Here is a 10,599-nt window from a genome sequence, read left to right as displayed (position 1 = left end):
CCTCCCAGTCCAGCATCTCGCCGGCCACGAAGACGCCCGGCAGGGCCTTGAGCATCAGCCGATCGTCGACCTGGTCCAGACGGACGCCCCCCGCCGAGGAAATGGCCCGCTCCAGCCCCTGCACCCCGGTCAGGGTCAGGCGCACCGCCTTGATCCGCCGGGCCAGCTTGTCGGCGCCTTCCGGGATCGCGCCCGGGATTTCCCGCATCAGTCCGACCGCCGCAGGCGACAGGCCGCCCGCCTTGCGCAGCCAGTTGGTGACACTGTCCTTGCCGCGCGCCCGGGTCAGCCGGGCCGCGAGTTGTTCGATGGTCAGGTCGGGGCGGAGATCGACCGCCACCGTCGCGGCGCCGTCGCGCGCGATGGCGTCGCGCAGGGCGGCGGACAGGGCGTAGACCACCCCGCCCTCCAGTCCGTAGCGGGTCAGCATCAGATCGCCGCGCACGGTCTGGCCGTCGTGGGTCAGGCTGATGGTCTTCAGCGGCTCGCCCGCGAACCGCTCGATCAGGACCTCGCTCCACGCCACGTCGAAGCCGACGTTGGAGGGGCGGAAATCCGCGACCTCGACTCCCGCCGTGCGCAGATCGTCCGCCCAGCCCCCGTCCGAACCCAGACGCGGCCAACTGGCTCCGCCGAGCGCCAGAACCACGGCGTCGGCCTGTTCGACGGTCTCGCCGTTCGGGGTGGCGAAGACCCAACCGCCGTCGCGGCGGCCGGTCCAGCGCGAACGGGTCCGCACCTCGACGCCCAGGTCCGACAGCCGGCCAAGCCAGGCCCGCAGAAGGGGGGAGGCCTTCATCGCCCTGGGGAACACCCGGCCCGAGGAGCCGGTGAAGGTCGCCTGTCCCAGACCCTCCACCCAGCCGATCAGGCGGGTGGGGGAGAAGCGGTCCAGCCAGGCCGAGACCGCCGGCGCGGCCTCATTGTAGCGGCCCAGGAAGCTGTCCAGCGGCTCGGAGTGGGTCAGGTTCAGGCCGCCGCGTCCGGCCATCAGGAATTTGCGAGCGACCGAGGGCATGGCCTCGTGGACCACGACGCGGACGCCGCCGCCGGCCAGCCGTTCGGCGGCCATCAGGCCCGCGGGTCCGGCGCCGATCACATGGACGGTCTTCATCACGGTTTTGCTTTCGATCGGACGGGCGGGACCTCAAGCGCGGTTCGGGCCGCCGCGCAACCTCAGACCGCCGCGCGCTCGCGCTCGCCCGGAGCGTTGGGATCGGGCGCGGTGGCGGGTTTGCGCGTGTCCTGGCGGCGCGGCAGCCGCCAGGTCTGGCTGGGCTCGAACCGCTCGCCGGTCCAGGCGATCGCCGTCACCGTGATCTCGTGGGCGTCCCATTCAATCTGGTTGAAGCCGGCCGGAACCCCCCGCTCACGGTGCGACAGCGTCCCGCAGCCGACCGCATAGGAGCAGTGGTCGCCCAGGTTGATCGGCAGGGCGAAGGGCACATGGACGTGGCCCGTGGTGATGAGATCGACCCCGGCCTCGGCGAAGATCAGCGCCGCCTCGTCGCCGCGCTTCACATCGCCGGTCATGGGCGTGCCGATCATCTCGACCAGCGGATGATGGCAGGCCAGCACGCGCAGGGCACCGACCGGGGCCTGCCGCAGGGCTTCGGCGGCCTTGCGGGTCTGATCCAGGTCGATGACGCCCTTGGACCAGTTGGCACGGGCCTGCCAGCCGCGCGCCGTCACCACGCCGCGCACCATGAGGTCGGGGCTGAGGAACTGGTGATCGTGGGCCGGATGTCCGGTGGCCTTTTCAAACGCCTTCCACGGATGGAACAGGCGCGCGGTCAGGCTCCAGTAGGGCACGTCGTGATTGCCGACGATGACGAAGCGCGGGTCTGGCATGCGCTGGATCCACTCGCCCGCCGCGGCGAACTCGTCAGGGAAGCCCTGCTGGGTGATGTCGCCGGTGATCAGGATCAGGTCGGCCGGGTGGGCATGGGCGTAGTCGAGCGCGGCGGCGCAGGCGTGGCGATGCTCGCAGCCGAAATGGATGTCAGAGAACTGGAGGATACGCCCCACTAGACGGCGTCCTCCGCCGCCGGCGGGATGGGCGCCAGCGCCTGGAAGGCCTTGGGAATGAAGCGCACCTTGGCCTCATGCCGCAGCAGCACCGGCTCGCCGTCGATGACGGCCGGGATGCGCGAACGGGCGCGGATCGTGACGTTCCGGGTGGCGCGGGTGGTCACCGCCGGATCCTGTCGCCAGTCGTCCATCACCGCATGCGCCGCCAGACGGAAGGCTTCCATGGCGTCGCTGGGGTTCATGGCCGCAGCCTCCAGCCCGGTGTTCTCCTCCATGGCGCGCGAGATCATCGGGCTGATCAGGACCAGGGCCTCGGCGCGGCGCTCGGGCCGCTGGTCCAGCGAGAAGCGCAGGCGGCCGCTGAACGCCCGCTTGAAGGCCCGGCGGGCGTAGAGCCAGGCCAGTTTCAGCTTGCCGGTCCGCATGGCCTCGCGGGCGGGCGCCCACAGCGCCGGCGAGCCCATGATGGCCGCGCAATAGAAGGCCTGTTTGACCTCGCCGTCCGTGACCTCGCCGCCCGCGACGCACTGGGGCGCGCCCTCCTCGAGGGCTTTCTGGAGCGCCAGTTTCCAGTCGGCGGTGCCGTACAGCGCCCGCGGCAGCATGTTCATGGTGCCGCCGGGCAGGGGCGCGACAAGGGGGCCGTCCGGACCGGCGCGCGAGGCGATCGTGCCAGCGGTGCCGTCGCCCGCCAGCACGAACAGGACGTCGGGCCTGGCGTCGAGCGCATCCTGGATCTGCTGGTCGAACTGGTCGCCCTCCAGCGACACCACCGAGGCGTCACAGGCGTACTGGGACAGGATGGCCTCGGCTTCCGCCACCGCGCGCGAGCCCACGCCGCCGGACAGCGGATTGACCAGCATGATCACCCGCGACAGCTCCAGATGGGGCGTCAGCGGGCGTGGTTCGACGACCGCATCCGGAGATGCGGCCGCCGGGTCGGAAACCGTAGCCGTTGTCGTGCTCATGCCGCCCGAACGTCCCGCGACGGGGGATGTTCCGGCGGCGCGAGGCCCCGCGGCGCCGGTTATTTCTTGAGTTCGTCGGTGGCGGCGGCGGCGCCGGCCTGGGCCGCGTCACCCGCCTTGCCGGCCGCGGCGCCGGCGGCGTCGACCGCCTCGTCAGCGACCTTGGGCGCCTCGCCCTTCACGGCGGCCACGGCGCTGGAGATCCAGCCGTCCATGATCGCGCCACCTTCAGCCAGCGACCGTTCCTTGACGCCCAGCACGGCCGTCAGAACGCCGAACACCGCCAGCAGGGTCACGATGACGCCCACCAGGGGATTGGCCCCGCGCCGACGCCTGGTGCGCGCCCATACCGGGCTGTGCTCGCCATCGTCCGCCATACGAACCGGTTCAGAAAAACGCATACGAAACCCCCGTCTCACCCGAAAATCCCGACGCGCGCCCTCCGCGCCGCCGGAACCAAGCCTAATACAGGCTTAACCTTCGTCATAGGCCGGGGAACCGTGACGCTTATCCAGCGTTCTCACCCACGGGGCGAACCCGAGGGATGTGAGGAACACACCATGAAGAAGGCGATCATCGCGATTGCGGCCGCCGGCATGATGGCTTCGGCCTGCGCCAGCGACGGCTACGGCGGCTCGAATGAAACGGTCCGTCAGGGCGCCATCGGCGCCGGCATCGGCGCTGTCGCCGGCGCCATCATCGGCAACAACGTAGGTAACGGCAACGCCGGCACCGGCGCGGCCATCGGCGCTGTCGTCGGCGGCGCCGCCGGTGCGATCCGCGGCTCGTCGCAAGACCGCGCCAACCAGCGCCGTTACAGCGACAGCCAAGGCCGGTACTACTATTGCTACGACGGCCGTCAGGACGAGTGCTATTGGGAAAACGGTCAGCGCCGCCGCTAGGGAGCGCGGGCCTTTAGCCTGAAGTTCCGGGGCGGTTCGTCGGCGACGAGCCGCCCTTTTTCTTGCGCCGCCCGGGGCTGGGCGGAGGAGACAGGGGATGTCTATGAAACGTCTGATCATCATCACGACCGCCGCGGCGGCCCTGGCCGGGTGCGGCTGGACGCCGGGCATGCGGGACCGCAGCGAATTGGTCGCCGAGCCGTCGGCGTGCTCGACGAAGCGGTTCGAGGTCTATTTCGCCGAGAACGAGGCGCGGCTGACCAATCCGGCGCTGCAGGCCATCGGCCTGACGGCGACGCAGCTGCAGGGCTGCGACATAAAGCGGGTGCAGGTGCTGGGCCTGGCCTCGGCCACCGGCGACGTGGCCTCGAACCTGAGCCTGTCCGAACGCCGGGCCGTGGCGGTGGCCGAGGCGCTGGCGGCCGCCGGATGGCCGACCCCGGCCTTCGAGCTGGGCGCGGTCGGCGACGCGGGCGCGACCACGACGGCGGGCGCCAACGAGCCCATGCGCCGCCGCACCGAGGTGCTGGTCGAAGCCGCGCCCCGCGGACGCTGATCCGGAACGCTGAGGCGACCTGACGCTGGCGGCGGACAGTGACGGCGGGGGGCTGAGGCGGCTAAGGTCCCCGCTTCCCGAGCGAGAGACCGTCGCGTGCGCCGCCTGCTGTTCCGTTTCCTGATCCTGACCGGCCTGCTGCTGGCCCCCGCCATGGCTTGGGCGCAGGCCGGCCCCCAGCGCAGCGAGCGCATCGAGGCCGAGCTGGTCTCGATGAGCCGCTGGGCCGCGCCGGGTTCGACCGCCGTGGTGGCGATCCGTCAGGACATCCAGCCCGGCTGGCATACCTACTGGCGCAATCCGGGCGATTCCGGCGGCGCGACCACCCTGAACTGGACCCTGCCCACCGGCGTGCGCGCCGGCGAGATCGTCTGGCCCCTGCCCGAGCGGCAGCGGCTGCAGGGGCTGGTCAACTACGGCTATGAGGGCAAGGTCTATCTGCCGGCGCCGGTCGAGATTCCCGCCGACGCCCGGCCCGGCTCGACCCTGCCGCTATCGGTGAAGGCCCTGTTCCTCGTCTGCAGCGCCGAGATGTGCGTGCCGGACGAACTGACCCTGAACATGGACCTGCCCATCCGCGAGGGCGCCGCGCCCCAGGATTCCGCCCACGGCGCGGCCATCGCCCGGGTGCTGGAACAGGCCCCCCGCCCGGCCGGGATCACCGCCCGGGCGACGCTGGACAACGGCGTCATGACCCTGACCGCGACCGGCGGACCGCTGGCGGGCAAGGATCCGGGCGCCGGCTACTTCTTCCCCTACGCCGCCGGGACCATCGACCACGCCGCCGCGCAGACGGGCTCATGGGGCCCGAACGGCCTGACGTTGGTGCTGGGCGCGGGCGGCAAGGTCCTGGCCGGAGGGTTGACCGGCCCGGTGTCGGGCGTTCTGGCCACCTCAGAAGGGGCGTTCGAGATCACCGCCGAGCCGGGTCCCGTCCTGCCGGGCGCGACCGGGTCAGGCGATCTGGCCGCCCTGCCCGACGCGGCCCCGGCGGCGCAGGCCCCGGGGACCGGCTGGGCCGTCTTCGCCCAGGCCATGGGCTTCGCCCTGCTGGGCGGGCTGATCCTGAACCTGATGCCCTGCGTCTTCCCCATCCTGGCGATGAAGGCGGCGGCGCTGGCGGCCTCGGCTCACAACGCCCGGCGCTCGCGGATGGACGGGCTGGCCTTCCTGGCGGGCGTTCTGGTCACCTTCCTGGTCCTGGCGGGCGTGCTGCTGGGCCTGAGGGCGGCCGGCGAGGCGATCGGCTGGGGCTTCCAGCTGCAGTCGCCGCCGGTGACGGCGGGACTGGCCGTGCTGATGCTGGCCGTGGCCCTGAACCTGTCAGGGGTCTTCCATGTCGGGGCCGGACTGCAGGGCGCCGGGTCCGGTCCGCTGGCCCGCCTGCCGGGCGGGATCGGCGCCTTCTTCACCGGGGCGCTGGCCGTGATCGTGGCCGCGCCCTGCACGGCGCCCTTCATGGCCTTCGCCCTGGGCGCCGCCCTGCTGATGCCCTGGCCGATGGCGCTGGCGGTCTTCCTGATGCTGGGGCTGGGCCTGGCCCTGCCCTATGTGCTGGTCAGCCTGAGCCCGCGCCTGCTGGCCAGGCTGCCGCGCCCCGGCGCCTGGATGGAGCGGCTGAAAGGCCTGCTGGCCTTCCCCATGTACGGCGCCGCCCTGTGGCTGGCCTGGGTGTTCAGCCGCCAGACCGGAGCGGACGCCCTGGGCCTGCTGTTCGTGGCCGGACTGCTGGCGGCGGCGGGTCTGTGGCTGGTCGGCGCCGGTCAGGGGCAACAGGCGCTGGGCCGACGCGGCGTGATCCATGCGACGGCGGGTCTGGTCCTGCTGGTGCTCGCGGGCGGAGCCCTGACGCTGGCCGTGCGCGCGCCGGTCGAAGCCGCCGCCGATCCCGCCGGACCCGAGGCGGCCGCCTGGTCGGCGCCGGCCGTCGAGGCCGCGCTGGCCCAGGGTCGTCCCGTTCTGGTCAACTTCACCGCCGACTGGTGCGTGACCTGCAAGATCAACGAGCGCACCGCCCTGGGCGCGCCGGGGGTGAAGCGGGCGATGGAACAGACCAACGCCGTCTACCTGGTCGGGGACTGGACGCGGCGCGATGACGCGATCACCGCCGAGTTGCAGCGCCGGGGCCGCTCCGGCGTTCCTCTTTATCTGCTGTACCGGCCCGGACAGGCGGAGCCCGAAGTCCTGCCCCAGTTGCTGACCGAGGGCGTCGTCGTCGAGGCCCTGACCCGCCGCTGAAGGACACCGCCATGATCCGCCTGACCGTCGCCGCTCTCGCCGTTCTCGCCCTGGCCGCCTGCCAGCAGCCCGCCGCCGCGCCGGAGAAGGCGAAGGCTCCGGCCCCGGCGGCCGCTCCGGGCGCGATGCCGATGGCCGGTCAGGCGGCTCCAGCCTTCACCCTGGTCGACGCCGAAGGCGCGCCGCGTTCCCTGGCCGACTACCGCGGCAAGGTGGTGGTGCTGGAGTGGACCAATGAGGGCTGTCCCTATGTGAAGAAGCACTACTCCGGCGCCATGCAGGCCCTGCAGCGCGAGGCCGTCGAGGACGGCGTCGTCTGGCTGAGCGTCATCTCCTCGGCGCCGGGGACGCAGGGCTATGTGACCGGAGACGACGCGCGCGTCTGGAAGGCCCGGACCGGAGCCAACTCGACCCATCTGCTGCTGGATCCGACGGGCCAGGTCGGCAAACTGTACGGGGCCAGGACCACGCCGGACATGCGGATCATCGATCGCGAGGGGCGGCTGGTCTATGTCGGCGGCATCGACGACAAGCCGACCACCGATACGGCCGACCTGCAGGGCGCGACCAATTTCGTGCGCCGGGCCCTGGACGATCTGGCGTCGGGCAACCCCATGCGCACCGCCTTCGCCACCCCTTACGGGTGCTCGGTGAAGTATGCGGAGACGGCGGAGACCTAGACCGGCGGCGCGGGCGGGGCGGTGATGACCTCGACGTTGTCGTTCAGCAGATAGGCCAGCTCATCCAGGGCCACGCGGCGGGCGGCGGGTGAAGCGGCGGATTCCACGGCCTCGACCTTTTTCGGCATGTCTTCCGAAATGCCGCGCAGGATGCATTTCAGGTCGCCGTCGGTGCCGCGTTCCTTGAGGATCAGGTGACCCTGCATGTCCAGCGCGGCCAGTTCGGCGGCGCGCGCCTTGAAACCGGTGAAGATCGCGCCGGTCAGGAAGTTGGGCTCGTCGGCGGCGCCCGAGGCCATCCAGTCGCGGACGACGCCGCGCAGGTCGCCCGAGCGGGAGATGATGTCGGCGAACAGGGGCTCGCCGGCGACCGAGACCGGTGCATCGGCGGCGGGCGGCGGCAGGGCCGCGGCGGCGGCCACGTTCGGATCGGTGAGCAGCAGGGAAATGGCCAGGGCGACGCCGCAAGACATGGCGAACCTCAATTGTTTTGCCGAATCACGGATTCAGCGTTGAACCGGCTTACGCCCGACCCGTAAACGAGGGTTTACCTCTCCCGCATCGAGTCCCCGCCGATGACCGCTCGCAAACAAGCCCTCGACCTGCTCCGCGCCGTCGCGCGCAAGGACGCCGGGGCGCGCATCGTCCATCATTTCGCGACCGATCCGGGCCGCGTCGACCGGATGAGCGTGGACGCCGCGGGCCTGTATCTGGACCTGTCGAAACAGTCGTGGAGCGCCGAGGGCTTCGAGGCCGCGCTGGACGTGGCGCGGGCCTGTGACGTCGAGGGCCGCCGCGCCGCCCTGTTCGGCGGCGAGGCCGTGAACAACACCGAGGGCCGCGCGGTCCTGCACCCGGCCCTGCGCGCCGCCGCCGGCGCCGACTTCCACGCCCTGGGCGAACCGGTGTCGAAGGAGGTCGACGAGACCCGCAAGGCCATGGCGGCCTGGACCGCCGACATCCGGTCGGGCGCGGACACCGGCGGGACCAAGCAGCCGTTCACGGCCATCGTCCACATCGGCATCGGCGGCTCGGACCTGGGGCCGCGCCTGCTGTGGGACGCCCTGCGCCCGCTGGAGCCGGCCATCGACCTGCGCTTCGTCGCCAACATCGATCCGCGCGACATGGCCGAGGCCCTGGCCGGGCTGGATCCGGAGACGACGCTGATCGTGGTGGTGTCCAAGACCTTCACCACGCAGGAGACGCTGGCCAACGCCGACCTGGCCAAGGCCTGGCTGGCCGAGAGCCTGTCGCCGCGCCGCATGGTCCGGCATCTGGTCGGGGTCACCGCCGCGCCGGAGAAGGCCAAGGACTGGGGCTGCGGCCGCACCTTCGGCTTCCGCGACTGGGTCGGCGGACGTTATTCGCTGTGGTCGGCGGTCAGCCTGTCGGTCGCCGTGGCGCTGGGGTGGGACGTGTTCGAGCGGGTGCTGGCCGGCGCGCGCGCCATGGACGAGCATTTCACTCACGCGGACCTTGAGAAGAACGCCCCGGTGCTGCTGGCCCTGGCGCAGATTTTCAACGTCGAGGGCCTGGGCCGCAACGCCCGCACCGTCGCCCCCTACGCCCACGGCCTGCGCCGCCTGCCCGCCTTCCTGCAGCAGCTGGAGATGGAGTCGAACGGCAAGCGGGTGAAGCGCGACGGCACGCCGGTCGACACCGCGACCGGCCCCATCGTCTTCGGCGAACCCGGCACCAACGGGCAGCACGCCTTCTTCCAGCAGATTCACCAGGGTCCGACGGTGGTCCCCGCCGAGTTCGTGGTGGTCGCCCACACCTCGACGGCGGCGAGCGATGACCGCGAGGGCGACGCCCCCCTGTGGTCGAACGCCCTTGCCCAGGCCCAGGCCCTGATGGTCGGCAAGACCGAGGCCCAGGCGCGGGCCGAGCTGATCGCGGCGGGCGCCGACGAAGCCGAGGCCGACCGGCTGGCTCCGCACAAGACCTTCCCCGGCGACCGGCCCTCGACCACCATCCTGACCGACGCCCTGACGCCCGAGGCCGTGGGCGCCCTGTTGGCCCTTTATGAGCACAAGACGTTCGTCGAGGGCGTGATCTGGGACATCAACAGCTTCGACCAGTGGGGCGTCGAGCTGGGCAAGGTCCTGGCCAAGGCGATCCTGAAGGACGTCGCGGCGGGCGAACCCTCGCCGGGGCTGGACCCGTCGACGGCGGAGCTGATGAAGCGGCTGATGGTGTGACCCACAGGGACCTTCTCCCGATGGGAGAAGGTGGCCGGGCGTAGCCCGGTCGGATGAGGGGACGCTGATTCAGTCCGCCTTCCGCCGCTCCGGTCGGCGACACAGCTTACGCCGACCGCCAAGGATCGACCCTCACCCTTTCGCGCAAGGACGACGGCTGCGCCATCGTGCGCTCAAGCCCTCTCCCATCGGGAGAGGGTGCAAAGAAAAAGGCGGCCCCCGTTGCAGAGGGGCCGCCTTCCTCGCCCACGTCCGGCCTACTTACGCGGCCGGACGAAGAGGTGTCTGACTACCAGCGGCGATCGTAGCGGTAGTCGCGGTCGCGACGATCATAGCGGTCGTCGCGGCGATCACGACGGTAGTCGCGATAGTCCTGGCGTTGCTCCCAGCGCGGGTCGCGGCTGTTGATGCCGTGTTCGCGTTCCCAGTGGCCCTGGTTCCGGTAGCACTGGCCGCCGCGGTAGTAGCCGCAGTCGTCGCGGTTGCTGCTGGAGGCGGCGCCGACCGCCGCGCCGGCAAGCGCGCCGCCGGCGATATAGGTGCCGTCGCCGTTGCCGATCAGGGCGCCGGCCAGGCCGCCGACGACGGCGCCGACGATGGCGTTACGGCCGGTGTTGTCGTCACGGTCGCGATGGCGGCTCTGGGCCTCGGCGGGGGCGGCGGCCATCAGGGCCAGGGCGCCGACCAGGGCCGGCGAGGCGAAAGCGATCTTCGAAAGCATCTTCATGGTCGTGTCCCTTCAAACGGTTCGGCGCTGTCCGCCGGTTGTGGAGACCCTTATGAGCGTGGCCGTCTGAACGGGTTCGGGGGGAGGCGTTCAGATACGGTTCACCTTGCATACAACGCCGTAATGCGGCCCTGTGCGGGTCTGAGGGGGAGGCGCGGGTGCGGCGGCTGATCGGGATCGGGATTCTGGGGGCGGCGCTGGCGCTGGCGGCGACGCAGGCCCTCGCCCAGACCGCCCCGCCTCAGGAGCCGCCTCCCCGCCCGACCCGGCCCGCGCCGGTTCCGCCCCCGCCGCCA

11 protein-coding genes are annotated in these 10,599 nt (G+C 71.6%); 5 read left to right on the top strand and 6 right to left on the bottom strand.

The window, feature by feature from the left end; all coding sequences use genetic code 11:
- The 4 genes from Q0C81_RS09895 to Q0C81_RS09880 all read right to left on the bottom strand — a co-directional run.
- A partial coding sequence (locus tag Q0C81_RS09895; RefSeq protein ID WP_291837007.1) for a TIGR03862 family flavoprotein occupies positions 1-1,114 on the bottom strand: 1,114 nt, incomplete at its 3' end.
- A gap of 62 nt (positions 1,115-1,176) precedes the next feature.
- Positions 1,177-2,028 (bottom strand): metallophosphoesterase, encoded by an 852-nt coding sequence (locus Q0C81_RS09890; RefSeq protein WP_291837005.1) that lies wholly within the window; start codon positions 2,026-2,028, stop codon positions 1,177-1,179.
- Entirely contained in the window at positions 2,028-2,999 is a 972-nt protein-coding gene (locus Q0C81_RS09885) for a diacylglycerol kinase family protein (RefSeq protein ID WP_291837003.1), read from the bottom strand. The genes Q0C81_RS09890 and Q0C81_RS09885 overlap by 1 nt, the downstream gene beginning before the upstream one ends.
- A gap of 59 nt (positions 3,000-3,058) precedes the next feature.
- Positions 3,059-3,400, bottom strand: coding sequence for a hypothetical protein (locus Q0C81_RS09880; protein WP_291837001.1), 342 nt, complete (start codon positions 3,398-3,400; stop codon positions 3,059-3,061).
- A 159-nt stretch (positions 3,401-3,559) separates the two neighbouring features.
- On the opposite strand from Q0C81_RS09880, the gene Q0C81_RS09875 reads away from it, so the two are divergent.
- From Q0C81_RS09875 to Q0C81_RS09860, 4 genes are all read left to right on the top strand, one after another.
- The gene (locus Q0C81_RS09875; protein WP_291836999.1) at positions 3,560-3,901 is read left to right on the top strand and encodes a YMGG-like glycine zipper-containing protein; all 342 of its coding nucleotides are present in this window, start codon (positions 3,560-3,562) and stop codon (positions 3,899-3,901) included.
- A gap of 97 nt (positions 3,902-3,998) precedes the next feature.
- Positions 3,999-4,457, top strand: coding sequence for an OmpA family protein (locus Q0C81_RS09870; protein WP_291836997.1), 459 nt, complete (start codon positions 3,999-4,001; stop codon positions 4,455-4,457).
- A 96-nt stretch (positions 4,458-4,553) separates the two neighbouring features.
- Positions 4,554-6,695, top strand: a complete 2,142-nt coding sequence (locus tag Q0C81_RS09865) for a protein-disulfide reductase DsbD family protein (RefSeq protein WP_367117991.1) — start codon at positions 4,554-4,556, stop codon at positions 6,693-6,695.
- An 11-nt stretch (positions 6,696-6,706) separates the two neighbouring features.
- Positions 6,707-7,375 (top strand): thioredoxin family protein, encoded by a 669-nt coding sequence (locus Q0C81_RS09860; RefSeq protein ID WP_291836995.1) that lies wholly within the window; start codon positions 6,707-6,709, stop codon positions 7,373-7,375.
- Here the strand turns inward: Q0C81_RS09860 and Q0C81_RS09855 are convergent.
- Positions 7,372-7,848: a hypothetical protein gene (locus tag Q0C81_RS09855; protein ID WP_291836994.1), complete on the bottom strand. Its 477-nt coding sequence runs from the start codon at positions 7,846-7,848 to the stop codon at positions 7,372-7,374. The two genes, Q0C81_RS09860 and Q0C81_RS09855, sit on opposite strands and share 4 nt — an antisense overlap.
- Before the next feature lie 102 nt (positions 7,849-7,950).
- Here Q0C81_RS09855 and pgi point away from each other — a divergent pair, with 102 nt between their 5' ends.
- On the top strand, positions 7,951-9,576 hold the full coding sequence (gene pgi / locus Q0C81_RS09850; RefSeq protein WP_291836992.1) for a glucose-6-phosphate isomerase: 1,626 nt from the start codon (positions 7,951-7,953) through the stop codon (positions 9,574-9,576).
- A gap of 289 nt (positions 9,577-9,865) precedes the next feature.
- Here the strand turns inward: pgi and Q0C81_RS09845 are convergent, their stop codons facing one another.
- Positions 9,866-10,303, bottom strand: coding sequence for a hypothetical protein (locus tag Q0C81_RS09845; RefSeq protein ID WP_291836990.1), 438 nt, complete (start codon positions 10,301-10,303; stop codon positions 9,866-9,868).
- Positions 10,304-10,599 lie beyond the last annotated feature (296 nt).

Origin of the sequence: Brevundimonas sp. (assembly GCF_023259385.1) — a bacterium.
Taxonomy (GTDB): Bacteria; Pseudomonadota; Alphaproteobacteria; order Caulobacterales; family Caulobacteraceae; genus Brevundimonas.
The sequence above is the reverse complement of the archived record's forward strand: the minus strand, read 5'-3'. Positions and strand labels throughout refer to the sequence as shown.

What these genes read in the sequence shown, in the direction of transcription:
- Q0C81_RS09860 (WP_291836995.1), top strand. Translation starts at nt 6,707, where the DNA reads ATGATCCGCCTGACCGTCGCCGCTCTCGCCGTTCTCGCCCTGGCCGCC.
- pgi (WP_291836992.1), top strand. Translation starts at nt 7,951, where the DNA reads ATGACCGCTCGCAAACAAGCCCTCGACCTGCTCCGCGCCGTCGCGCGC.
- Q0C81_RS09855 (WP_291836994.1), bottom strand. Translation starts at nt 7,848, where the DNA reads ATGTCTTGCGGCGTCGCCCTGGCCATTTCCCTGCTGCTCACCGATCCG.
- Q0C81_RS09880 (WP_291837001.1), bottom strand. Translation starts at nt 3,400, where the DNA reads ATGCGTTTTTCTGAACCGGTTCGTATGGCGGACGATGGCGAGCACAGC.
- Q0C81_RS09875 (WP_291836999.1), top strand. Translation starts at nt 3,560, where the DNA reads ATGAAGAAGGCGATCATCGCGATTGCGGCCGCCGGCATGATGGCTTCG.
- Q0C81_RS09885 (WP_291837003.1), bottom strand. Translation starts at nt 2,999, where the DNA reads ATGAGCACGACAACGGCTACGGTTTCCGACCCGGCGGCCGCATCTCCG.
- Q0C81_RS09845 (WP_291836990.1), bottom strand. Translation starts at nt 10,303, where the DNA reads ATGAAGATGCTTTCGAAGATCGCTTTCGCCTCGCCGGCCCTGGTCGGC.
- Q0C81_RS09870 (WP_291836997.1), top strand. Translation starts at nt 3,999, where the DNA reads ATGTCTATGAAACGTCTGATCATCATCACGACCGCCGCGGCGGCCCTG.